Below are 23,726 nucleotides of genomic sequence, written 5' to 3'. Positions count from 1 at the left end.
ATCATTTTTTTATTTGTATTGATTAGCAACAAACTCCCTTTGTATCACATGCCCCTATGTACAACTCTCCATCATTGTTACAAAAACAGGTTGTAACACAGGTAGGTCCGTTACCACCATTAATTTCTTTTAATTCATTTTTCGTTAATTTTCTTTTTTGAAGATTTGTTTTCATGTTAAATATTTTAGTTATGTTTTAAAATGGTCTTTTGTAAAGTTCTGTCAATTAGCAGCAGTATCCGTCACTGCCTCTCGGTCCAATGATCATGAAATGGCTGGGTACACCTCTGAGCTTGCACAGGCCTTCAGCACATGAAGCTCCTCCGTTGATCTCTTTTAACTCTTTTTTTGTAAGTTTTCTGCTTTGAAAGTTTGATTTTTTCATACCAATTATTTTGTAGTTAATTTAAATCCTTAACAGCAGTATCCGTCCTGAATACCATAAACGCCATACAATTCTACTCCGGTCACCGGATCAATACAGCTTACGACTCTTGGACATACAGGTCTGAAGCCTCCACTGATTTCTTTCAATTCTTTTTTTGAAAGCTTTCTTGGTTGAAGATTTGATTTTTTCATAATAATTTTAATTAGGTTATAGCTAATTTACATTTTATTTCATATAATTCTATAATTGGTGATAAAAAAATAAATATCATTAACAAAGTTTAACAGATTGATACTTAAAGAAAAGGATAGCATTCGTTAACTTTAAGCATGAAGAATTTATTAAGTATACTCCTCCTTTTTCTATCCTTTGCTGCTTTGAGTGCTCAGCAGAAAAAAGTTTCCATTATGAAATACGAAGATCTTGAAAAACGTATTCAGAAGGATAATGATAAGTTGTTGGTTGTCAATTTCTGGGCGACTACCTGCGCTCCTTGTGTGAAAGAACTGCCTCATTTTATGGAGATTAATAATAAATTTAAGGATCACTCAAACTTTAAAATGATTTTAGTTTCGCTGGACAGACTTGTAGATAAAGAAAGAGTATTGAAATTTATCAAAAATAAAAACCTTACTGCTGAAGTGATCCTGCTGGATGATATTAAAAGAATGAATACCTGGATTCCAAGGTTTGAAAAAGACTGGGACGGAAATATTCCGGTGACAATCTTCTATAAAAATGGTGAAAAAGTGTATTTCAACGATGGCGAAATGAGCAAAGAAGACCTGGAAAAGACCATCAACAATAATTTAAAATAAAAAGTATCATATGAAAAATCTGAAAATTTTAATGGCTGCATTTATTGCTGGGCTTGGAGTTCTGAGCTTTACAACAACAGATCATAAAGCTGAAGCCTCTCAAAATACATCTGTAAATTCTGCTGTAAAAGGGTATGAAGTTGGAGATGAAGCCGCTGATTTTAAGTTGAAGAATATTGACGGTAAAATGGTTTCTTTAAGCAATTTTAAAAGCTCGAAAGGATTTATAGTAATATTTACCTGCAACCATTGTCCGTACGCAAAAAAATACGAAGACAGGATTGTAGAGTTAGATAAAAAGTTCAAGGATCAGGGTTATCCGGTTATTGCTGTTAATCCTAATGATCCCAATGTACAGCCGGAAGACGGGTACCAACAGATGATCGAAAGGGCAAAACAGAAGGGGTTTACTTTCCCGTATTTGGTAGATGAAGGACAAAAGATATATCCGCTTTACGGAGCTACAAAAACACCTCATGTTTTTGTCCTTCAGAAAGAAAACGGAAAAAATATCGTGAAATATATCGGAGCTATTGACAACAATTACGAAAATCCAGACGATGTATCCGAATATTATGTTCAGGATGCTGTAAATGCCCTGATCAAAAGTGAACCCATAAAAATGACAAAAACAGTAGCTATAGGATGTACAATCAAAGTAAAGAAATAATATATTTGTATTAATATTATAAAAAATCGGTGTTCATTGAATGCCGATTTTTTATGACCGAAATTGAATGTCGATTTATCCATTCAATAGGGGTGGGCTTTAGCCCGCACAAACAGAAATCAGCCATAAAGGCTTTAGCCAAAATTTAAACACAGCATGGAATTTAAATTCAGCCTGAAATATCTTCTTCTTACCATTGTTATCTTTCTTATAGAAGTTCTGATCGCCACAAAACTGGCCCATATTTTCTTTGTAAGAGCTTATCTTGGTGACGTGATAGTCGTTATGCTTCTATACACATTTGTTAAAACCTTTGTGAAGATCAATAATGAAAAGCTTATCCTTGGAATTTTAATTTTTTCCTGTATGGTAGAATTTGCACAATACTTTACTGTTGCAGAAAAATTAGGCTTCCGTCCTGGAAGCCTGATGTATATTGTAATCGGAAATTCTTTCTCTTGGATAGATATTCTGTGTTATGCTGCAGGATGCCTGCTGCTTTTCCTTGGGCTGAAGTTTAGCCAATTGAAGAAAGAAAAGCAAACTATTGCAGGCTGAATACCAAAGGCTGTCTCATGATGCTCCGGACTTTTTTGCCATTCTCTTCTGCAGGAATCCACTGTGTTTTGATCATTTTCAAAGCTCTTAGAAATTCATCTTTTACCATTTTATATTCGTAGGATTCTATTTTAATATCCATCATATTTCCTTCCGTGTCTACAATAAAAGTAGCAACGGCTTTAGCTTTCATAATCTCCGCTTTTACTAATGGAGAGGTCCGGAAATTCTTTAAAACTTCCTTTACAAATGCCTGGTGCCCGCCAGGAAACGCCGCAATCTGGGATGGCCGGGGTTCTGCATCTACCGATGGCTTTGGACCTGGAATTACAGTTGAATCTTTTTGGGCAGCAATAGAAACAGCCCAGAATAACAGAATAAAAAACAAATATTTTTTCATAGGGTAAATCTTATCTTCCAAAGCTGTCATATTTATCTTCTGCATATTTTATAAAGCGGTTAAGCAAAGCTACATTCTCCTTTTCCATTGGAGAAAGTTCCTTGTCAACATTATTTGAAACAGGAATATACCAGTCCGTCTGTTCAAAGAAATACCTGTAAGTCTCTTTTTTGAAAGAATAACCATGTCTTGCAAAAACAGAATTTTTGATGATTTCAAGATCTATTTTCCGTAAGTTTTTCAGGTCTTTTTCAGATAGCTTTTGCTTCGATGCATTCAAATTAAAAATCGCTTCAGAAGCTACCCTGTTTTTAGAAGTCGTATAGCTTTCCGTCTTTCCGGTTTCTTCATCTGTATATTTTTCCACAAAATCCTTTGGATTGGACCAGTCAACCAGATCAGAATCCTTATCCAGCATAAAATTAGGATTGTATACAAATTCCTTTTTTGAAAGTTTAATCGTTTTTAAAGGTGATTTTACTGCAGTTTTATTAAAAGCATTCCATTTTCCGGTGATGCTGTCACCGCTTAATTTTACTTCAAATCTACCGTCTGTTTTATCATTGCCAGGCTCATCCAGTACAAAAGATTTAGTGCTTTCATTAAAAATACCCCTGAATGGACGCTGATTTCCATTGACGATGCTTTGTCCATAGACACTGTCTTTAGTTATTCTGTTAATTTTCAGTGAAATTCTCTTATTAATGCTGCCCTCATATTCAGAACCGTCTGTTTCATCTACCATTTTTTCCATACCGGCAAAATCACCGGTATAAATTCCGTAATATTCTTTGTAGATTTCAGGAACTGCTACAGAATCTTTTTTGGCGATCACCGAATCTTTTCCTGTTTCGTTTACTTTTCCATCTTTCTTACAGCTCAGAAGAGAGACTGCCAGCATGGAAGCTAGGGTGTAATTTAGAATTTTCATATATGTTTTTTTGTAATTAAATATTCAATCAAAAGGATATTGGGAATCCAGCCAAGCCATGCAATGATTTGGTAGACATCCATTGGGTTTGGGTGGAATAAATATACAATAATAACTTTCCAGATCCGTAAGGTAAGCGCAGATAAAGTAAGGGCAAAACTTCGCCACATCCACTTCTTGTGTTCTTTAAACCTTTTCCTTCTTGCCGATTGATAGGCTTTATACGTAGTAAACCACCAAAGAGACCCTAGAATAACGAACGAAATTTTAGATAAAAAGCCTCCGTTGGCAAAAAATCCCATATAGATTCCGGAAGGTGCCGCCAGAATCAGAATTAAAAAAATATAGACTTTGCCAATATTCTTGTGAAAATTTTCAATCCCGAAATTTTTTCTGAGAATAGCCAGAAATCCGGAAAATAGCACAAAAATACTGGTATACACATGGGTGTAGAAAAAAGAAAGATATTCCGGTCTGTCATGAACTTCCGTCTGCTTGATCATCAGAAAGCTTACATTAGGATCGAAGGGAAAATATTCTAGCGTAATTTTAAGCATTAACCAAAAGAAATATCCAAACCCTCCTATTAGAAGAGCTTTTAGAAAAAAAGGGATATATCTTTTTGCTGTAAGCATTTATTTGTTACGAAGGATTATTTAAATGTTGTGAAATAAGCCACGCCTCACTCCAGCATGCTTGGAAATTAAATCCTCCCGTCACAGCATCAATATTCAAAACTTCTCCGGCAATATAAAAATTCGGGAGCAGTTTTGAAGACATATTTTTAAAGTTAATTTCCTTTAAATCAACGCCTCCGGCGGTTACAAACTCGTCTTTAAAAGTAGACTTTCCTGTTACCTTCAGCTTTTTTCTACAAAGGTTTTCAAGGATCTTCTGTATTTCTTTCCCTGAAATATTGGAGATTTGTTTATTAAGATCAACCTGTGAAACATCCAATATTTTCTGCCAGAACCGGTTGGTAATGTCAAAGATTTTCGCCTGTCCAATTGTCTTTTTCGGATTAGACTGTTTAAAGTTATGGAAACTTTCTTCAGCCTCATCCACAGATTTTGAAATAAAATTCACTTCAATTTCAAAATGGTACTTTGATTTCGCAAGACTTATCGCTTCCCATGCTGAAATTTTCAGAACAGCTGGTCCTGAAAGGCCCCAGTGTGTAATAAGCAAAGGTCCGTTTTCCTCAGTTCTTAAGGAAGGAATTGAGATTTCAGCATTTTCAAAGCTGGTTCCGGGAATATCCTGTAGCAATTCATCTTTAATATTGAAGGTAAAAAGTGATGGGACGAGATCTATGATCTTGTGACCCAGATTTTCAACGATTTTCAGTGATTTCGGAGAACTTCCGGTCGTATAAACGACATAATTCGCCTGAAAATCTCCCAAACTGGTCTTGACAAGATATTTTTCATCCTGTTTTTCAATCTCCTTCACGGAACACTTTGTTTTAACCTCTACATTCTTTTTCCGGATTTCATTCAGGAAAGTATTAATAATCGTCTGTGAAGAATTGCTTTCCGGAAAAACCCGGTTATCATTCTCAATTTTCAATGGTACATTGCGTTGGTCAAACCAATCCATAGTATCTCCCGGCTGAAATTTGGTAAAAACACTTAGCAGTTCCTTATTTCCCCTTGGATAAAACTGAACCAGTTCCCTTGGATCAAAACAGGCATGCGTAACATTGCAACGTCCGCCACCTGAGATTTTTACCTTCTGAAGCACATCCGAGTTCTGTTCAAGGATGGTAATTTTATATTTTTTTTCGTCAAGATTCGATGCGCAGAAAAAGCCTGCGGCGCCACCTCCGATAATAATGATCTGTTTCATGTAATGGTAATCCTATGCTGAAGATTATTTTTTCAAAAGTACAATTTTTATAAACCATCTTATTTGAGTAATTTTGAAGATTATAATTTAATCATACTAAAAACAACTTTTACATGATTTTTTACCATAAATTCGAAGTACGCTGGAGTGACCTTGATGCCAACAAGCACTTAGCCAATTCATCATATGTACAGTACTGTGCCCAGTCCAGAATGGCCTTTATGACCAAAGAAAAAATGGGAGTAACCCAGTTGAGCCGATGGGGAATAGGACCTGTGATTCTGCATGAAAGATATTCTTTCTTCAAAGAGATTTACGCCGACCAGACGGTTATCGTAAGCCTTGAAATCGATGGATGCTCGGAAGACTCTTCCATTTACAGATTTCTCCATAAATTCTATACGCCGGACGGGGTACATTGTGCCACTGCAGAGGCTACAGGAGTGTGGATCGATATGATGCTGAGAAAAATGACAACCCCGCCGGATGATGTGGTTGAAGCAATGAACAAATACAAAAGCCCTGAAACAATAGTGATGAGCAGGGAAGACTTCAAAAAGCTTCCTTTCCAGCCAAATAATGTGGATCCGGCAGAATTTAGCTAATTCGAAGTTTAAAGTTCACAGTTCAATGTTGAATGTCTTTAATACATTTTACACTGAACATTAATACAAAAGAAATTATGTTTGAAGATAAATCACAGGAACTTACTCCCATTTCCAAATTAGGAGAATTTGGTCTTATAAAGCATTTGACACAATATTTTCCACTATCCAATGAGTCTTCGGAACTTGGAGTAGGAGATGATGGGGCAGTTATCAATCCTGGAAATAAAAAAGTTGTTCTTACAACGGACGTCCTTGCAGAAGGAGTTCACTTTAATTTAGGCTACGTCCCATTAAAGCATTTAGGCTACAAAGCTGTTGTCGTAAACCTCAGCGATATTGCAGCAATGAATGCTGTGCCGACGCAGATTTTGGTTTCTATGGCCGTGTCCAGCCGTTTTCCGGTAGAAGCTTTAGAAGAAATTTATTCAGGAATTCAGGCTGCTTGTGCAAGATATAAAGTTGATCTTATTGGTGGAGATACCACAAGCTCTAATTCCGGACTTGTTATGAGTATTACTGCTGTAGGAATTGAGGATGAAGAGAATATTGTAAAAAGAAGCGGGGCAAAACCTAATGACCTTCTGGTTGTAAGTGGAGATTTGGGTGGTGCTTATATGGGATTGCAGATCCTTGAAAGAGAACATGCTGTTTTCCTCGCCGACCCAAATATGCAGCCCGAAATGGAGGGCTATGACTATATTCTTGAAAGACAGCTTAAACCTGAAGCAAGAACAGACGTTAAAGCAATTTTGGAAGAGTTGGATATCAAACCGACTTCCATGATCGATATTTCTGACGGTCTGGCTTCTGAGATCCTTCACCTTTCTGACCAGTCTAAAACCGGTTTCAGATTATATGAAGAGAAGATCCCAATGGACAGCCTTACGATTTCCACGGCGGATGAAATGAACCTTAACCCGGTCATGACTGCATTAAGCGGTGGCGAAGATTATGAACTGCTGTTCACTATTTCGCCCAATGATTTTGATAAGATTAAGAATCACCCTGACTTTACGATCATTGGTCATGCTGTAGACAATGAAGAAGGTAACTATATGGTAGCAAGAGGCTCCAATCAGCTTGTTCCTCTTACGGCACAGGGCTGGGATGCTTTTTTAAACAGCCAGCAAAAATAAATAGAATTATATTTAATTTGAATATTGTAGAAAACCGCAGCATTTTTTGCTGTGGTTTTTGTTTAGTTGAATAATATTAAAAAATTGATTAATGCCTCCATCAGAAAAAAACATTCCCACTCACCATCTCACCTCCGAACAGTTTCAGCTGATGACTCTTGATACAGGACATCCGGAAAATTTTAATGATGTTCACCGTCACAATTTCTTTGAGATTATCTGGTTCCAAAAAGTAAGTGAAAATAGCAGCTTGGAATTGGATTTTGAAAGTTATAGCCTTGAAAATAACCAGATCTGTATCATCGCACCCGGACAGGTATTCAATATGAAACTGAGAGGTGAAAAGGGGTATGTACTCGCTGTGAGCAGGGAAATCTTTAAGGAAGCCAGCGATATAGAAACAATCCTCACAGGAGGAACATGTCCTTTTTCTTTAGATCCTCAAAGCGGAGAAACCTGTAGTACAATCATCTCACTGATGGAAAAAGAATATAATGGATCTTCCAGGTTAGATTTATTAAAATCCTATCTGCGGGCATTCTGCATCATCATCACAGAACAGATTAGTCTGCAAAACCCATCAATTAATGACAGGCAGCGTATTCAAGAGCTGGTAAGCCTGATTGAAGAACATTATACAGCTGAAAAAGATACCCGTTTCTATGCTGATCAGATCAAAATAAGCACCCATCATCTCAACGATATTGTTCGTTTGTCCAGAGGAACGACTGTGAAAAAAATGATTGCTCAGAGACTTGTTTTGGAAGCTAAAAGGGAACTTAGCTTTGGTGCTTTAACCGTTAAAGAAATTGCTTTTAAACTGGGATTCAGCGACGCGTCTTATTTCTCACGTTTTTTCAAAAAACATACCGGCCGGAATCCGGAGGGATTTAAAGAAGGAAAAGCTTAATCTTCAGAAAGTTCTTTTAAATTCATTTTAAAATAATAAGTTTTCATAAAAATTACAAAATGTAATCCTCAGTTTGTGCTAGTCTTCCTTCAATTACTGTATTGAAAAGCTATGTTTTTTACCGGAATTTTGCCAGGAGAAAAAACGATCTGTGCAGATCGTTGAATGATTGAACCCCTTTATGAGAAACTTAAGTATCGTAGTGTTTATTCTGGCACTGCTCAACACCCTGGAATCACTGAGTATAGACCTGTATCTGCCCGCTTTTCCAAGTATGGCACAGATTTTCCAAACCGATATCGGACATATCCAGATCTCAATTTCTGTGTTTTTTGCAGGATTTGCTTTCGGACAATTACTTTGGGGACCTTTGTCTGACAGGACAGGACGTAAACCCATGCTGTACTGTGGACTTTTCCTTTTTATTGCAGGTGCTACAGCCATATTTTTTACAGAAAACATTTACATATTATGGGCCATGCGTTTTCTGCAGGCATTCGGTGGAAGTGCTGGAATTGTGATCGGGAGAGCAATCGTCATCGACCTTTATGACAGGCAGAAATCTGTAGCCATATTTTCGCAGCAGTCTCAGATCAGCGGAATTGCTCCTATTATTGCACCGCTTCTGGGAAGTGTATTTCTTAAATTTTGGGGATGGAACAGTTCGTTTGCTTTTTTAGGAATAATGGGGCTAATTACCTTTTTTATGGTTTATAAATACGTTCCTGAGACCAATTCAAGAACATCTCTTTCTGATCTTCCCGAAGCCGAAAAAGGATTAAAGAACCATTTAAAAACAATTATTTCCAATAAAGAATTCATCAACAGCACGATGATTGGAAGTATTGCTTTCGCTTCCCTGATCATTTATATTTCCAATGCACCTTTTTTATTTATGAAACTTCATGGGTTCTCCAGCGGCGTTTTCAGCCTGATATTTGGTTTTAATTCATTAGCCTTAATAACCGCTGCATATATTACACCTAAATTAATAAAGAGAATAAGCGATACAAAGCTTTTACTAGCAGCTACCCTTATGCTGTTGATCGTATGCAGCCTGCATATCCTCATCGCTGCCGGAAATCTTTCAGTAGCACTGGAAATTATGATGTTATACCTTTCATTGCTGGCTATAGGAATTCTTTTTCCCATCACTTCTGCTCATGCTTTGTCTCCTTTTAAAGAAGGACGAGGGACAGCTGCTGCTGTAATGGGTTTTATGCAGCTGATGGTTACTTTTTTACTTTCAGGACTGGCTGGACTTTTAGAAGCAGATTCCATTATGCCAATGGTTATTTTGCGTACAGGCATTGCATTCATTGCGGTTTGGTTTGCTTACCGCTCATTTAAGAATAAACAAGCCTCAGTATAATGAAATTCTAGTAGGTTTGAACTCATGTTGAGTGAAGTACTATTTGTATATTATCATACTGTTTTTCCGTTTGGTCATACTATTTGAGCACTTAATCAAGTAATTTTTGTAACCGCCTTCTAAAAGTATCTCTTTGCATAAAATTTAAATTATGAAGAGAAATCTTTTGGCAGCTGCCTGCTGTCTGCTCGGATATTGGGTCAGTGCACAATCCGGAATATCAGGAGAGCTTAAGACTGAATATATACCCTTTTCCAGTTACATACGTCCGGAACACAGTGTGAAAACCAATTCTAAAAGTAACTTTAAAAGAGCAGATCTTAACCTCAGCATTCCATTGTCAATGAAAAAAGACAGCAGCGGAAAGATAAAAGCCTGGTCACTTTTACTTAGCGGGTCATACGCAAAAATGACCCATAAAGACTATGAAAAACAGCTGTTTCCTGATCAGATGCTGAATGCGCAGGCCGGAATCCAGCACATAAGGCCATTAGGAAAAAAATGGAGCATGATGATGACAGCTACAGTTGGAGTTTACACCGATCTGGAGCAGATAAGTTCTGACGATATTCTCGGACAGGGAGGAGTATTATTTATCAGACACTTCAATCCCAATCTGGCTTTGGGAGGAGGACCTGTATTGACAACTGCCTTTGGAGTTCCTATGATATTACCGTGGATCTATTTCGACTGGAAAACAAATGGTAAAATTAAATTCAACATCAACTTTCCGGAAGGAATGGAAGCAGGCTACCTGTTTTCGGACAGATTTGCTTTAAAAGTTGTGGTCAACCTCAGCGGAATGACTGTAGAAAGAAGTAAAGACGGAAAATCCATGTTGTTGGGCTACCAACAGATCACGGCAGGAATCAGGCCAGAGCTGAAGCTCAATGACAAGCTAAGCCTTCGTCTTACAGGAGGAACAGCACTGTTGAGAAGTTTCAATGAAAACGACAGAAAGATCAAAAGTATTTTCAAAGACAAAAAAATAGCAGATCCCAAATTTGCCACCACATTTTATGCAGCCGTATCGCTGAGGTGGAATTTGCCTTAAGTGATTAAGATGGAAGATGGGGGTGGGGAGATGGGAGTGACTATCCAACGATTATTAACTTGTTGTCAATTGATTAGACACGATTCACCAAAGTGTATAAATAAAAGATCGATTTTCTTAACGGCTTCAATAACTTCTCGCTCCAATCTCCCATCCTTATTTATATAATTTGATGAGATAGGTTTAAATAGAAAAGTAGAACATTTAATTTTCGAGAATAATAACTTCCATCATCCAGCCTCCCTCTTCCTTTCCAAATCTACTTACTAATAAGCTTCTTATACACCACCTGATTAAGCAGTTCTTCTTTTCGGGTGCGGGAAATAGGAAGCTCTGTTTTATTGATGTAAAGACGTCCGCCTGAGATCATGTCGATATGGATGATATTGATCAGGAAAGATTTGTGGATCCTGAAAAAATGTTCGGATGGCAGAGACTCTTCAACGGCTTTCATTGTTTGATGAATGACCAGAGACTTGTCTTTAAAGTGCAGTTTCGTATAGTTCTGCATGCTTTCAATATACAGGATATCTACCCAGGAAACTTTTATGAAGGTATCAGATTGTCTTACATACAGAAAAGGATCATCAAAAGGGGAGTTCTTCTTCATCTTTTCAGAAACAATAAACTGCTGTTGTGCTTTGTTCACGGCCTGATAGAAACGGTTAAAGGCAATAGGTTTCAGAAGATAATCCACAACCTGCAGCCGGTAACCTTCCAGGGCATATTCGGAATAGGCGGTTGTGAGAATGCATAAAGGAGGATTTTCAAGCTGTTCCAGAAACTCAAGACCGCTTAAGTAAGGCATATTAATATCCAGAAAAAGAAGGTCAATTTCTTTTTCCTTCACTATGGCATCGGCTTCCAGTGCTGTGGCACAGGTGCCTTCAACGGATAAAAAATCAATCTGATCCGCCAGCTCTTTCAGGTGAAATCTGGCCAAAGGCTCATCATCGATGATCAGACATTTTATTTTAGGGATATTACTGCTCATTATTGTCAGATAATTGTAAGGTTAGAGTTACTTTGTATACATTATCGGCTGTCACAATCGTAAGTTCGTGAGCATTCGGATACTGTAATTTTAAACGTTTTTGTACATTTTGAAGTCCAATCCCGCCGGAGCCGTCCTTCTTTTTATAGGTTGCTGGTTCCGAACAAGAGTTTTCGGCATAAAACAAAAGAAAACCGTCCTTCTCTATACAGGAAATCTTTACATAACCTTTATGACCGGGCAGCCTGCAGACATACTTAAATGCATTCTCGATAAATGGAACCAGAAGAAGAGGAGCAATAAATGACCTGTTATTTCCGGTACTCCAGTCTGCATTCACTTCCAGTTCATTTCCCCATCTTAGCTTTTCAACTTCTACCAGATTCTGCAGATGTTCAATATCCTTATCCAGAGGAACAAGGTTCTGACTGCAGTGATAGAGCTGATAACGGAGAATATCTGAAAATTTGAGCAGCAGATAATCAGCAAGTTTTGTATCCGTTTTCATCAGAATATGAATATGATTCAAAATATTGAAAACCACATGAGGGTTGATCTGGTCCTGCAGCAGTTTGAGCTGATTTTCTAAATGAGCCTGCTGAAGAAGAATATGATCCCGTTCTATTTTTCCGTGTTCCTGATAAAACTTGATGCCACAAGTAGATCCATTGATGAGAAATGAAGCGGGGAGCGCCAGATAAAACCCCTTCCATAAGAAAGGAAGATGATCGGTAAAGTCGGCTGGAAGCTGATTTTTTGAGCCTATTTCAATATAAGTGAAGATCAGAGAATAGATGAAGCTCAATAAAAGGATGACTCCTGTAGCCTGGATCAGAAATAATTTCATTTTTTTTAACCGCAATGCTTTTGGAAGGAGTTTGGTAGTAAGAAAATGAGTGAAAAAGAATGAAGAGACCACCAGGGCAATTGTTTGGAGTACGGATGAAACCTTGTCAGAACTAGCCTGAAAGTTGATATACACTGCAGCTGCAAAAACGAGCCAGAAAATAGCAACAAAAAAATATTTTTTTAAAATTAAAGGTTGTGTCATGGATAAGATAACGTAGGTTATAAAAAATTAGAAACTGCAGGGCGCAGTTTCTAATAGGTAAAGGTACTTTAAGTTTTTAGAATAAGAAATATCCTATCCCGAGCGTAAAGCTGTTGGGTTTAGATTTAAACTCCTTACTGATGCTCGTAAGTCCTGTTTCATATCTGAGGTCTGCTGTAAAGTTTTTGTAATCTACTCCGATACCTCCCGTAATTCCGATGTTAGATTTATCAAAGCTTTTAAAGCCTTCCTGCAATGCTTTGGATGTCGACAGATTATTTTTAAATGCATAGCTGTAAACTCCTCCGGCAAAGGCTCTTACATTGAAATCCTGGGTATTGATCAATTTATAACCGATTACTATCGGAATGTCAATAGAGTTCCAGGTAAGCTTTGGAGTGCTTCCGTCTTTGGAGTTGTAAGAGGTCTTCCTCTTGTTGAATAAAGCTTCCCCCTGCACATATAGGCTTCCAATATCCATTCTTGTCATAATTCCTCCCTGATATCCAAAACCGTATTTTCCTTCCAGTGCAGAAGACTCTGTTGAGGTTTTTGTATAGGTTGCCCCACCCTTTATCCCGATGTGGAAAGCCGGAGTCTGCTGTGCTTTAGTCTCAACCGAGCATGTGATACATAATAAAAGTGAGCTTAGTGCTAAAATCTGCTGTTTCATAAATTGTTGTTAATAATCTGGTGCAAAACAACAACTATGAAGAATGAGATAAAACTTTATTTGATGAACGGCAGGGATGCTTGGATGAGGATCATTTTTTGGCTGAAAAGAATATAAAAAAATCGGAAGGGCTTGGCTTCCGACAGGTATGGGTTAAAAGGGCTCTTCTTCGCAGATCGTTGAGGAGTGCATCCGCCTGTTCCGTCGCCGCCCGGGTCTCCACCACCTCCTACGGCAATACAGCTTCCCGGATTTCCATCATCGTACATCTCACGGGCTTTTCCGAAGGTACATTCACAGTCTGTCCAGCAGAACACAGAATCGCCATTCATATGGCAGCCGTCCATTCAGCTTCCAAGAATTATGGAAAGATCTTTCTCAAAATTTTTTTCATTTTTATCATAATAAATTGATTTTTAAGTTAATAGTCTGATGTATAAGTTAATATAATCAAAAAAATAAATATTTTTCATCAATATGAGAAATAATGAGTGGAAATTTTACGCAAGACAAAAGAAACAACCCACTGCATCTGCAATGGGTTGATCTGTTTTATTTACTGAAATTTAATTGTAAAGGAAGGCTCACTACAGAAAGTACCGGCCGTCCATTCGATTCTGCGGGCTTCCATTTGCCCTTATCTTTAATACGGTAAAAAGCTGCTTCTATAAATGCGTTTACATCTTCGTTATTGCCTTTTACTTTCACATGATATGCATTCCCTTTAGAGTCTAAAGTGAATTTTAAAGTTATTTTATAAGGATTAACGGCAAAATTCAGGAAACTGAGGTCTACTGCTTCATTTAAAAGCTTTTGAAACGAAGCTTTTCCGGTTGCATACTCGGCTTCCTTGGTGATCTTCGGAGCCACAGGAGGCGGAACATCCGTTACTGCTTTGTTTTCCTCTTCATAAATTTTATCTAAAGCATTTTTATATGCCGATATTTTCTCCTCAGTAATAAGCCACTCCTGCTTAGTTTTTAAATCATTAGGCTTAGGGTATTTTTTATACAGAGCCTTTTTCTTTCTTTCATAACGGGAATCGGCTTTATCAAATTCAGAGATCTGTGCCTGGCTGAAAACAAAAGATATAATGAATACTAATGCTAAGAGTCTTTTCATAACCTATTAAGCTTTAACAATATTAATGATCACCTCAACCGCCTTCTCCATGCTTTCCAAAGCAACATATTCGTAAGGACCGTGGAAGTTCATTCCCCCTGCGAAAATATTCGGACATGGCAGCCCCATATAAGAGAGCTGAGCTCCGTCTGTTCCTCCTCTGATCGCTTTGATTTTAGGTTCAATACCAGCTTCTTTCATGGCCTTTGCAGCAAGATCGATGATGTGCATTTTTCCTTCAAACTGCTGCTTCATGTTTCTGTACTGTTCTTTTATTTCCACATCGGCAGTGCCTGCACCGTATTTTTGGTTGAATTCAGCTACTTTTTCCTCCATGAATTTTTTTCTGGCTTCATACTTTTCCTCATCATGATCACGGATGATATATTGAAGCTTAGCCTCAGAAATATCAGCTGTAATATCCATTAAATGATAGAATCCGTCAAAACCTTTAGTCGTAGCCGGAGTTTCATTCTCTGGAAGCATCTGGATAAATTCAGCGGCTAAAAGGCTTGCATTCACCATTTTTCCATAAGCATAACCCGGGTGAACGCTTAATCCGTGGATTTTTACCACAGCTCCGGCAGCATTGAAGTTTTCATATTCCAATTCTCCCACTTCACTTCCATCCATAGTATAGGCCCATTCTGCACCGAATTTAGCTACATCAAATTTATGCGCTCCTCTGCCGATCTCTTCATCAGGAGTAAATCCTACAGCAACTCTTCCGTGCTTAATTTCCGGATGTGCAATAAGATATTCCGCAGCAGTTACAATCTCTGCACAGCCAGCCTTATCATCAGCTCCTAAAAGCGTATTTCCGTCAGTCGTGATCAGGGTTTGTCCGATATATTTTTTTAAGCTTTCAAATTTTGAAGCGGATAGTGTAAATCCTGTGGCCTGATTCAGAACAAGATCACTTCCGTCATAGTTTTTCCAAATCTGTGGTTTTACATTTTCACCACTGAAATCCGGTGAAGTGTCATAATGTGAAATAAAACCAATCGTAGGCCTGTTATCATCTTCCAGGTTAGAAGGAATATACCCCATAATATAGCCATTGTCATCAAGAGAAACATCTTCCAGACCAATAGTTTTCAGTTCCTCAGTAATATATTTTGCAATGTCCCACTGGCGTGGAGTAGAAGGAGTCGTTTCGCTTTCTGCATCACTGGTTGAATATATTTTTACATAAGCGAGAAAACGGTTCAGTAATTTCTCTTTCCACAATGGGTTGAATTCTATTATACTCATCGATCATAAATTTCCAACAAATATACAATGTAAATTTTTCAAATTTAAAATTTAGGCCATCTTTCTGGCATCTTTCAACCCGTAAAAGTGTTTCATTTTTTCAATTCCAAACAGTGATTTCGATAATCAAATAAATTATCATAACTTGCATCAATTATGATGTCCAAACGTTGCAAATATGCATTGAAAGCAATGGTAAGATTGGCAAGAAACTACAACCAGGGGTTTTTGTCAACTGCTATTATTGCACAGGATGAAAATATTTCAAAAAAGTTTTTAGAACAGATTCTTCTTGAACTTAAAAGAGCCAAGCTGGTCAACAGCAAGCAGGGAACAGCGGGGGGCTATTACCTCCTGAAGTCACCCGATGATATTTCATTGGCAGATATCTACCGGATTTTTGAAGGACCGATTGCCTTAACTCCCTGTATTTCAATAAATTTCTATGAACCTTGTGACGACTGTGTCGATGAAGCAACATGCTACCTTAGAAATGAGCTGATCATAGTAAGAGAAAAAACAAGAAAAAGTATGATGGAAGCTACCCTTACTTCCTTTATAAAAAACAGCTGAAAATTTTTTTTAATTTTATATCCTAGTAATTTGGTAGGATAAATAGGATTTATATATATTTGCAGAAGTTAATTTCAATTTAAAAATGGAAAACGCTCTGAAAATAGAATTCAATAACCTTCTCGAAAATGCCTCTACAGGTGTTGTGAGTGCCAATTTTTTGCAGGTTCTAGCAGAAAAATTTCCGGGAGAAGTTATATTTTCTACCAGCTTCAGCTATGAAGACCAGGTTGTGAATCATCTGATAAAAAATCTTGATATTGATATTTTTACTCTGGATACAGGAAGACTTTTTGAACAGACCTACGAAACCTGGACCTCATCCAGAGCATTCTTTAAAAAAAATATAAAAGCCTATTATCCGGATCCGGAAGCCCTGCAGAAATTTGTCTCAGAAAACGGACCGGATTCCTTTTATCAGTCCGTGGAAAATAGAAAAGCTTGCTGTAATATCCGAAAGGTTCAGCCTCTGAAAAAGGCTCTTCAGGGATATAAGGTCTGGATTACAGGCTTAAGATCTCAGCATTCTGCTGGCAGGAAAGAAATGCCGCAGCTGGAATGGGACCCCGATCATCAGATCATTAAGTTTCATCCTATTCTTCACTGGACCACGGAACAGGTGGCAGACTATGTAAAAACACATCAGCTTCCTTATAATCACCTTCACAAAAAAGGGTTTGTAAGCATCGGATGTGAACCCTGTACCAGAGCGATCAAAGAGGGCGAAGATTTCAGAGCCGGCCGATGGTGGTGGGAAGATGCTGACAAGAAAGAATGCGGCTTACATGTTCATCAATAAAAAATATACTATGTCATTATATCAGTTAAATTATTTAGATCAGCTAGAATCTGAGTCCATTTATATCCTCAGAGAGGTTGCAGGACAGTTTGAGCGTCCGGCATTACTGTTCAGTGGCGGAAAAGACAGTATTGTTCTGGCTCATCTGGCAGCAAAAGCATTTCCTCACGGAAAGATCCCTTTTACATTCGTCCATATTGATACCGGACACAATTTTCAGGAGGTTTTAGATTTCAGAGATCAGCTGGCTGGAGAACTGAATGTGGATTTGGTTGTACGGAAAGTAGAAGATACCATTCAGAAAAGAAAACTTACAGAACCTAAAGGTAAATTCCCGAGCCGTAACTGGCTGCAAACCTTTACATTGTTGGATGTAATTGAAGAGTTTGAGTTCGACGCATGCATAGGAGGAGCAAGGAGGGATGAAGAAAAGGCCCGTGCAAAAGAGAGAATATTTTCTGTAAGAGATGAATTCGGACAATGGGACCCCAAACTCCAACGTCCCGAGCTTTGGAATATTTTTAACGGAAAAATCCATAAAGGAGAGAATGTAAGAGTTTTCCCAATAAGCAACTGGACCGAATTGGATGTATGGAACTACATCCGCAGAGAGCATATAGAACTGCCATCTATTTACTTTTCGCATGAAAGAGAAGTCGTAGACCTTAATGGGCAATGGATCGCTAATTCTGAGTTTGCCGTACTGGAAGAAAGTGACATTGTAACAACAAAACGGATCCGTTACCGCACTGTAGGTGATATGACCTGTACAGCAGCCGTAGAATCTGAAGCGGCAACCGTTGACAGGGTAATTGAAGAAATTGTAGCCACCAGAATATCAGAAAGAGGAGAGACCAGAATTGACGACCGTGTTACAGAAGCGGCCATGGAAGACCGGAAAAAAGGAGGCTATTTCTAATAGGTAATCAATCAGACATTACTTATCATGTATCACTCATAAATAAAAAATCGTGGATATATTAAGATTAATAACAGCAGGAAGTGTAGATGACGGTAAAAGTACCCTCATTGGAAGACTGCTTTACGATAGCAAGAGCATTTTACAGGATCAGCTGGAAGTACTTGAAAAACACTCTAAAAACAAAAATGATGATGGGGTAGACCTTGCTCTTTTAACGGATGGGCTCCGTGCAGAAAGAGAGCAGGGAATCACCATTGATGTCGCTTACCGGTATTTTTCGACATCAAAAAGAAAATTTATTATTGCAGATGCTCCGGGGCATGTTCAGTATACCCGAAACATGATTACCGGAGCTTCTAATTCAGATCTTATGGTGATTCTCATTGATGCCCGTAAAGGAGTCATTGAGCAGACGAGGAGACATTCCATTATTGCTTCATTACTTAAACTGAAAAAAGTAGCTGTTGCGATCAATAAAATGGATATGGTGGATTATTCGGAAGATGTTTTTGAAACGATTAAAACAGATTATTCCAAGATCGCAGAAGGCTTAGGTTTAAATGATGTTACCTATTTCCCGATTTCAGCATTGAAAGGGGATAATATCGTTTCCTTATCTCCTGTTACAGGCTGGTATAAAGGAAGTTCCCTTCTTGAATACTTGGAAGAAGTGCAGCTTCATCAGGAGCAGAACAGTGGCAGCCGTTTTCAGGTGCAGTATGTCATCCGTCCGCAGACCGAAGAATTGCATGATTACCGTGGTTATGCCGGGCAAGTCGTCAGTGGAAGCTTTCAGAAAGGAAATAAAATAGCCATACTTCCGGCTGGAATAATCACTGAAATTACAGCAATAGAAGTGAATGGTGCTGAGGTTCAGGAGGCTTTTGAAGGACAGCCTGTTGTTATTCAGATTAAAGAAGATATAGATATCAGCAGAGGAGATTTCTTTACCTCGGCAGAAGAGCTTCCCAATGTGGAAAAAGAAATAGAAGTATTGCTGTGCTGGCTTGATCATAAAGCCCTGCAGCCGGGAAATAAATACCTGCTGCAACATCACAGCAGGCAGTTGAAAGCTGTGGTAAAACAGGTCGACTACAAAATCAATGTCAATACACTGGAAAAAGAAACGGCAGAAGAAGACATCAGGCTCAATGAAATTGCAAAAGTAACCATACGGACGGCGCAGCCTTTAGTATTTGATGATTTTATAAGCAATAAAAAAACAGGATCCGCTATTCTGGTAGATGAAACGTCCAATGCTACAGTTGCAGCCTGTATAATTCAGTAGAAATGAAAATATCAGATCATTTTATTAAGAAGATTCTTGAAAAAAAGCAAATCAGTTCCACCCGGTTCTTTGATCAGAACAAAATGGAAAATTTTGTCACAGAGCTGTACAATCTCCTGTTTCTTCCCAAACAGGTAAACACGGGTGATCAGCTTTACAATGATTTTGAAATACTGAGTAAACTTCTTTTTGATTTAATAGGAAGTACAGAGGTTGATGAGGTTTCCGTTGAAAATCAAACCAATGCTTTTTTTCTGGCCTTGCTTGATATTTATGATAAACTGATTCTCGATGCTGAATCTATCCTGGAGTTTGATCCCGCAACAGAGTCTTTGGAAGAGATACTTCTCTCTTATCCCGGATTTTTTGCGACCTATGTCTATAGAATTTCGCATCAGCTTTGGATTCAAAAAGTAAAAACACTGCCACGCATAATCTCAGAATATGCGCACAGCAGGACAGGAATAGATATTCATCCGGGGGCGGTTATTGGAGAACATTTCTTTATTGACCACGGAACCGGGATTGTGGTTGGAGAAACAACGGTTATTGGCAATCATGTGAAGCTATATCAGGGAGTAACATTGGGAGCCTTACATGTTTCAAAAGATAAAGCCAATGAGAAAAGGCATCCCAATATTGAAGATCACGTGATTATTTACTCAGGGGCAACCATTTTAGGAGGAGATACAACCATCGGCAGAGATAGCATCATCGGTGGAAATGTGTGGATTACCCAAAATGTACCTTCCAATTCCTTAGTCTATAATAAAAGTGAAATAAAAATAAAAGATAACGGACCGCTTCCTGAATCTTTAACATTTGTGATATAAACAACAAAACAACATAAAATTGAATCGGTATGAAGTTCCAAAACACATTAGAAACCATCGGAAATACCCCGGTTGTAAAAATTAATCAGCTTTTCGGTGCCGGACATGAAGTCTGGATCAAGCTGGAAAAAGCAAATCCGGGCGGAAGTATCAAAGACAGAATTGCTTTGTCAATGATCGAAGATGCTGAATCTAAAGGTCTTCTGAATAAAGACAGCATCATTATAGAGCCTACAAGCGGAAACACAGGAATAGGACTTGCCCTGGTAGCTGCCGTAAAAAACTATAAGCTGATTCTCGTGATGCCGGAAAGTATGAGTTTGGAACGCCGTAAAATTATGGAATCATACGGAGCAGAATTCGTTCTGACTCCCAGAGAAAAAGGAATGAAAGGAGCCATTGAAAAAGCAGAAGAACTGGCAAAGGAAACCCCGAATTCATGGATCCCAAGGCAATTTGATAACCCGGCTAATGTAAAAGTGCATGTTGAAACCACCGCCCAGGAAATCCTCAAAGACTTTCCGGAAGGGCTCGATTACCTTATCACCGGAGTAGGAACAGGAGGACATATCACCGGAATTGCAAAGGTACTTAAGCAGAAGTTTCCCCATATTAAAGTAATTGCTGTTGAGCCCGAGCTGTCTCCCGTACTCAGCGGAGGTGCTCCCGCTCCACATCCTTTGCAGGGTCTGGGTGCAGGATTCATTCCTTCCATACTTGATACAGCCCTATTAGATGAAATTGTTCAGATTAATAAAGACGAAGCTTTTGAATACACAAAAAATGCCGCCAAAAAAGAAGGTCTTTTCGTTGGGATTTCCACAGGAGCAGCTTTAGCAGCAGTAGCAAAAAAACTGCCTGAAATCCCGGCCGGATCTACCATTCTTACGGTAAACTATGATACAGGCGAAAGATACCTGTCCATTGAAGGACTGTTCTAGAACCCACCAATAAAAAGATTAAAAATGAAACATACTAGTAGTTCACCACAGGTTTTCCTTGTCGGTGCAGGACCCGGCGACCCTGATCTGATCACTGTGAAAGCGGTAAAAGCTATTGCTGCTGCCGACGTTATCTTATGCGACCGTCTTGTAAGCCCTGAAATAATAGACCGTTACGCCAATAAAAAAGCCGAAATTATATATGTCGGAAAAGAATGCAGTAAAAATGCTTCTACACCGCAGTCCCGCATCAATACATTAATTGTGGACTATGCTTCCCTGGGAAAAACCGTGGTAAGGCTTAAAGGAGGGGATATATCCTTTTTTTCCAATGTTCTGGATGAATTGAAAGCTTTGAAAGAGCATCATATCACATTTGAAATCATCCCTGGAATTACAGCAGCTTCAGGAGCAGCAGCCTATGCCGGAATACCTTTAACGGCAAGAGGGTATGCCACATCCGTACGCTTTCTGACCTATTATAAAACAGAAATTCTCAGTGATGAGTACTGGAAAGAACTGGGAATATCAGAAGATACTCTTGTTTTTTATATGTCTAAAGGAAACCTCAATGGCCTGGTAGATAAATTCTTAGCACTAGGCAAGACTGATGAGAAGAAGATTGCGGTGATTGAACAGGCTACCACCCCTTATCAGAAAGTACATACCTCATCCATAGAAGATTTTCATGCAAAATTCGGGAATAAAGATTTTATATCTCCATCATTGGTCGTGATAGGGAAAGTAGTTAACCTGCACGATGAGTTTTCCTGGCTGAAAACACCTATACAGGAAGGGATTTACTTTAAATCTGTAACAAACGGAACTCTGGTGTCAAACCATCAAAACCTATTCGAATATGCTGTCTGAAATTAAATTAAAAGCCCTTAAAGAAATATCCGGCGATTTTTCAAGGGATGAAGCGGTCTGGGCCAGCGGTTTTCTGGCAGGCCTTGCAGGATCGTACGCTACAGTACAGGAAGATTTTACACTTGCAGCTCATACCGAAACAGTTTCTGCAAAGAAAATTACCCTTGCCTATGGTACTGAAACCGGAAACAGTAAGAAGCTCGCGGTAGAACTTGCGGGAATCATCAAGAAGAAAGGTATTCAGGTAAAGCTGGCAGACCTTTCCCAATACAAACCGAAAGATCTTGCTAAAGAAGATTTGTTCTTCATTATTATCAGTACTCAGGGAGAGGGTGATCCACCTATTCTTGCCAAAAAGTTTTATGATCATATTCATGAAAATGACTTGAATATCAGTAATTTGAAATTCGGAGTCCTTGCTTTGGGAGATAGCAGTTACCCTCTGTTCTGCAAAACCGGGGAGGACATCGATTCCCGTTTTGAAATACTGGGAGCACAGCGTATTCTTCCTTTAAAAAAATGTGATATTGATTACGAAGAGGAAGCTCATACCTGGGCTGAACATATTCTGGATGTTGCTGATAAAACGAAAGAAAGCAGTCATAAAAGCACTGTTACTCCCAAAATATCAACCGGAAGAAAAAAGTACCAGGGAAAAATTTCAACAATCATCAATTTAAATGATATTGGGTCTGATAAAGAAACCTATCACATTGAAATAGAAACAGAAGAACCTTTAGTCTATAGCCCAGGGGATGCATTGGGCGTTATTGCCCTCAACCCGAAACATGAAGTGGATGAGATCATTGCCCTAACCGGGATTGATCCTCAGAAACAGATTACAACCGCCAAAATTACAGCTGGCGCAGAAGAACTTCTCTACAAGCATCTTAATATCAGCTACCTGCTTAAAACAACAGTAGCTCAATATGCACAGACCACTGGGCATCATATCCCTGAAGTGAGGTTAAGCCTTCTTGATTTGCTGAGGATTTATCCTGTAAAAAATGCCGATGAATTTGAACAGGTACTTAAGTTTTTAACCGGGCAGTCACCACGTTTATATTCTATTTCTTCATCGCTGGAAGCTCATGGTGATGCAGAAATTCACATCACGGTAACAAAATCCGAGTTTTTTATTAATGATAAAAAGCAGAACGGACTCTGCAGTAGTTTCCTTGCTGAATTTAAGGAAGGAGAAAACCTTGAATTCTATATTCAGGAAGCCAAACATTTCAGATTACCCAAGCCGGATAAAGATATCATTATGATTGGTCCCGGAACCGGCATTGCGCCTTTCAGGTCTTTTCTGTACGAGCGCGATGCTCTTGGAGCAGAAGGCAGAAACTGGCTTTTCTTTGGTGACCGGACATTCGTTTCAGATTTTCTTTATCAGGCAGAAATTCAGGATTTTCTGAAAACCGGGACATTAACTCATTTAGACCTGGCCTTTTCCAGAGATACAGCCGAAAAAATATACGTTCAGCACAGGCTGGAGCAAAAAGCACAGGAGGTCTATCACTGGTTGGAAAGCGGAGCATCACTCTACGTATGCGGAACAAGAGATCCTATGAGCAAGGATGTTGAAAAAACCATTCTGAACATTATTCAGGATAAAGGAAAACATAGTGTAGAAGAAGCTCAGGCTTACCTGGAAGAACTGGAACTCAGCGGCAGATATGTAAAAGATGTGTACTAAATCATAAACGGATC

Annotated in this window: 29 protein-coding genes; 16 read left to right on the top strand and 13 right to left on the bottom strand. The window is 38.6% G+C overall.

Annotated features, from left to right (window positions below):
* Positions 1–22: 22 nt before the first annotated feature.
* Genes V6R96_RS02945 through V6R96_RS02935 form a run of 3 tightly spaced genes read right to left on the bottom strand, consistent with a single transcriptional unit; the run spans position 23 to position 579 of the window.
* On the bottom strand, positions 23–175 hold the full coding sequence (locus V6R96_RS02945) for a bacteriocin (RefSeq protein ID WP_111954093.1): 153 nt from the start codon (positions 173–175) through the stop codon (positions 23–25).
* A gap of 51 nt (positions 176–226) precedes the next feature.
* Entirely contained in the window at positions 227–385 is a 159-nt protein-coding gene (locus V6R96_RS02940) for a bacteriocin (RefSeq protein WP_223557943.1), read from the bottom strand.
* Positions 386–414: 29 nt separating this feature from the next.
* Positions 415–579 (bottom strand): bacteriocin, encoded by a 165-nt coding sequence (locus V6R96_RS02935; protein ID WP_111954095.1) that lies wholly within the window; start codon positions 577–579, stop codon positions 415–417.
* Positions 580–717: 138 nt separating this feature from the next.
* On the opposite strand from V6R96_RS02935, the gene V6R96_RS02930 reads away from it, so the two are divergent.
* From V6R96_RS02930 to V6R96_RS02920, 3 genes are all read left to right on the top strand, one after another.
* A complete protein-coding gene (locus tag V6R96_RS02930) occupies positions 718–1,206 on the top strand; it encodes a TlpA disulfide reductase family protein (protein ID WP_336377956.1) in 489 nt (162 codons plus the stop codon).
* Between the two features lie 10 nt (positions 1,207–1,216).
* The gene (locus tag V6R96_RS02925) at positions 1,217–1,876 is read left to right on the top strand and encodes a thioredoxin family protein (RefSeq protein ID WP_336377955.1); all 660 of its coding nucleotides are present in this window, start codon (positions 1,217–1,219) and stop codon (positions 1,874–1,876) included.
* Positions 1,877–2,032: 156 nt separating this feature from the next.
* On the top strand, positions 2,033–2,434 hold the full coding sequence (locus V6R96_RS02920; RefSeq protein WP_223557945.1) for a DUF2809 domain-containing protein: 402 nt from the start codon (positions 2,033–2,035) through the stop codon (positions 2,432–2,434).
* Here the strand turns inward: V6R96_RS02920 and V6R96_RS02915 are convergent.
* The 4 genes from V6R96_RS02915 to V6R96_RS02900 are packed head-to-tail and all read right to left on the bottom strand — an operon-like array spanning position 2,421 to position 5,613.
* Positions 2,421–2,879 carry a hypothetical protein gene (locus tag V6R96_RS02915; protein WP_336377954.1) on the bottom strand — a complete coding sequence of 153 codons (459 nt, stop codon included), beginning with the start codon at positions 2,877–2,879 and terminating at the stop codon, positions 2,421–2,423. The two genes, V6R96_RS02920 and V6R96_RS02915, sit on opposite strands and share 14 nt — an antisense overlap.
* Positions 2,845–3,765 carry a YARHG domain-containing protein gene (locus tag V6R96_RS02910; RefSeq protein WP_111954105.1) on the bottom strand — a complete coding sequence of 307 codons (921 nt, stop codon included), beginning with the start codon at positions 3,763–3,765 and terminating at the stop codon, positions 2,845–2,847. Before V6R96_RS02910 ends, V6R96_RS02915 begins: the two co-directional genes overlap by 35 nt.
* Positions 3,762–4,400 carry a DUF2306 domain-containing protein gene (locus V6R96_RS02905; protein ID WP_336377953.1) on the bottom strand — a complete coding sequence of 213 codons (639 nt, stop codon included), beginning with the start codon at positions 4,398–4,400 and terminating at the stop codon, positions 3,762–3,764. The genes V6R96_RS02910 and V6R96_RS02905 overlap by 4 nt, the downstream gene beginning before the upstream one ends.
* 7 nt (positions 4,401–4,407) lie before the next feature.
* Positions 4,408–5,613, bottom strand: coding sequence for an NAD(P)/FAD-dependent oxidoreductase (locus tag V6R96_RS02900; RefSeq protein WP_336377952.1), 1,206 nt, complete (start codon positions 5,611–5,613; stop codon positions 4,408–4,410).
* 113 nt (positions 5,614–5,726) lie between these two features.
* Here V6R96_RS02900 and V6R96_RS02895 point away from each other — a divergent pair, with 113 nt between their 5' ends.
* The 5 genes from V6R96_RS02895 (at position 5,727) to V6R96_RS02875 (ending at position 10,693) form a co-directional block, all read left to right on the top strand.
* Positions 5,727–6,218, top strand: a complete 492-nt coding sequence (locus V6R96_RS02895) for a thioesterase family protein (protein WP_111954113.1) — start codon at positions 5,727–5,729, stop codon at positions 6,216–6,218.
* 77 nt (positions 6,219–6,295) lie between these two features.
* Positions 6,296–7,357, top strand: a complete 1,062-nt coding sequence (gene thiL, locus V6R96_RS02890) for a thiamine-phosphate kinase (protein ID WP_336378185.1) — start codon at positions 6,296–6,298, stop codon at positions 7,355–7,357.
* A gap of 91 nt (positions 7,358–7,448) precedes the next feature.
* Entirely contained in the window at positions 7,449–8,267 is an 819-nt protein-coding gene (locus V6R96_RS02885; protein WP_336377951.1) for a helix-turn-helix domain-containing protein, read from the top strand.
* Positions 8,268–8,448: 181 nt separating this feature from the next.
* Positions 8,449–9,639, top strand: coding sequence for a multidrug effflux MFS transporter (locus V6R96_RS02880; protein WP_336377950.1), 1,191 nt, complete (start codon positions 8,449–8,451; stop codon positions 9,637–9,639).
* 151 nt (positions 9,640–9,790) lie between these two features.
* Positions 9,791–10,693 carry a DUF6268 family outer membrane beta-barrel protein gene (locus tag V6R96_RS02875; protein WP_336377949.1) on the top strand — a complete coding sequence of 301 codons (903 nt, stop codon included), beginning with the start codon at positions 9,791–9,793 and terminating at the stop codon, positions 10,691–10,693.
* A 259-nt stretch (positions 10,694–10,952) separates the two neighbouring features.
* On the opposite strand, the gene V6R96_RS02870 is transcribed toward V6R96_RS02875, so the two are convergent.
* The 6 genes from V6R96_RS02870 to pepT form a co-directional block, all read right to left on the bottom strand.
* On the bottom strand, positions 10,953–11,687 hold the full coding sequence (locus V6R96_RS02870) for a LytTR family DNA-binding domain-containing protein (RefSeq protein WP_111954121.1): 735 nt from the start codon (positions 11,685–11,687) through the stop codon (positions 10,953–10,955).
* Entirely contained in the window at positions 11,677–12,534 is an 858-nt protein-coding gene (locus tag V6R96_RS02865) for a histidine kinase (RefSeq protein ID WP_336377948.1), read from the bottom strand. The genes V6R96_RS02870 and V6R96_RS02865 overlap by 11 nt, the downstream gene beginning before the upstream one ends.
* A gap of 280 nt (positions 12,535–12,814) precedes the next feature.
* Positions 12,815–13,411 carry a porin family protein gene (locus V6R96_RS02860; RefSeq protein WP_336377947.1) on the bottom strand — a complete coding sequence of 199 codons (597 nt, stop codon included), beginning with the start codon at positions 13,409–13,411 and terminating at the stop codon, positions 12,815–12,817.
* 56 nt (positions 13,412–13,467) lie between these two features.
* Positions 13,468–13,758, bottom strand: coding sequence for a hypothetical protein (locus tag V6R96_RS02855; RefSeq protein ID WP_336377946.1), 291 nt, complete (start codon positions 13,756–13,758; stop codon positions 13,468–13,470).
* Positions 13,759–13,963: 205 nt separating this feature from the next.
* The gene (locus V6R96_RS02850) at positions 13,964–14,533 is read right to left on the bottom strand and encodes a hypothetical protein (protein ID WP_336377945.1); all 570 of its coding nucleotides are present in this window, start codon (positions 14,531–14,533) and stop codon (positions 13,964–13,966) included.
* Positions 14,534–14,539: 6 nt separating this feature from the next.
* On the bottom strand, positions 14,540–15,787 hold the full coding sequence (pepT, locus tag V6R96_RS02845) for a peptidase T (protein WP_336377944.1): 1,248 nt from the start codon (positions 15,785–15,787) through the stop codon (positions 14,540–14,542).
* A 156-nt stretch (positions 15,788–15,943) separates the two neighbouring features.
* Between pepT and V6R96_RS02840 the strand changes: the two genes are divergently transcribed.
* The 8 genes from V6R96_RS02840 to V6R96_RS02805 all read left to right on the top strand — a co-directional run bounded on the left by V6R96_RS02840 (position 15,944) and on the right by V6R96_RS02805 (position 23,712).
* Positions 15,944–16,360, top strand: a complete 417-nt coding sequence (locus V6R96_RS02840; protein WP_083996783.1) for an Rrf2 family transcriptional regulator — start codon at positions 15,944–15,946, stop codon at positions 16,358–16,360.
* An 85-nt stretch (positions 16,361–16,445) separates the two neighbouring features.
* Positions 16,446–17,159, top strand: coding sequence for a phosphoadenylyl-sulfate reductase (locus tag V6R96_RS02835; protein WP_336377943.1), 714 nt, complete (start codon positions 16,446–16,448; stop codon positions 17,157–17,159).
* Between the two features lie 10 nt (positions 17,160–17,169).
* Positions 17,170–18,078: a sulfate adenylyltransferase subunit CysD gene (gene cysD, locus V6R96_RS02830; RefSeq protein ID WP_336377942.1), complete on the top strand. Its 909-nt coding sequence runs from the start codon at positions 17,170–17,172 to the stop codon at positions 18,076–18,078.
* A 52-nt stretch (positions 18,079–18,130) separates the two neighbouring features.
* Positions 18,131–19,369: a GTP-binding protein gene (locus V6R96_RS02825; RefSeq protein WP_336377941.1), complete on the top strand. Its 1,239-nt coding sequence runs from the start codon at positions 18,131–18,133 to the stop codon at positions 19,367–19,369.
* Positions 19,370–19,371: 2 nt separating this feature from the next.
* Positions 19,372–20,202, top strand: a complete 831-nt coding sequence (gene epsC / locus V6R96_RS02820; RefSeq protein WP_336377940.1) for a serine O-acetyltransferase EpsC — start codon at positions 19,372–19,374, stop codon at positions 20,200–20,202.
* A 29-nt stretch (positions 20,203–20,231) separates the two neighbouring features.
* On the top strand, positions 20,232–21,143 hold the full coding sequence (gene cysK, locus V6R96_RS02815) for a cysteine synthase A (RefSeq protein WP_336377939.1): 912 nt from the start codon (positions 20,232–20,234) through the stop codon (positions 21,141–21,143).
* 24 nt (positions 21,144–21,167) lie between these two features.
* Positions 21,168–22,013, top strand: coding sequence for a uroporphyrinogen-III C-methyltransferase (cobA, locus tag V6R96_RS02810; RefSeq protein ID WP_336377938.1), 846 nt, complete (start codon positions 21,168–21,170; stop codon positions 22,011–22,013).
* A complete protein-coding gene (locus tag V6R96_RS02805) occupies positions 22,003–23,712 on the top strand; it encodes a flavodoxin domain-containing protein (RefSeq protein ID WP_336377937.1) in 1,710 nt (569 codons plus the stop codon). Before cobA ends, V6R96_RS02805 begins: the two co-directional genes overlap by 11 nt.
* Positions 23,713–23,726: the final 14 nt, after the last annotated feature.

The organism is Chryseobacterium sp. CCNWLW53, from assembly GCF_037083525.1.
Lineage (GTDB): Bacteria > Bacteroidota > Bacteroidia > Flavobacteriales > Weeksellaceae > Chryseobacterium > Chryseobacterium lathyri.
This window is presented reverse-complemented; position numbering and strand designations above follow the sequence as displayed.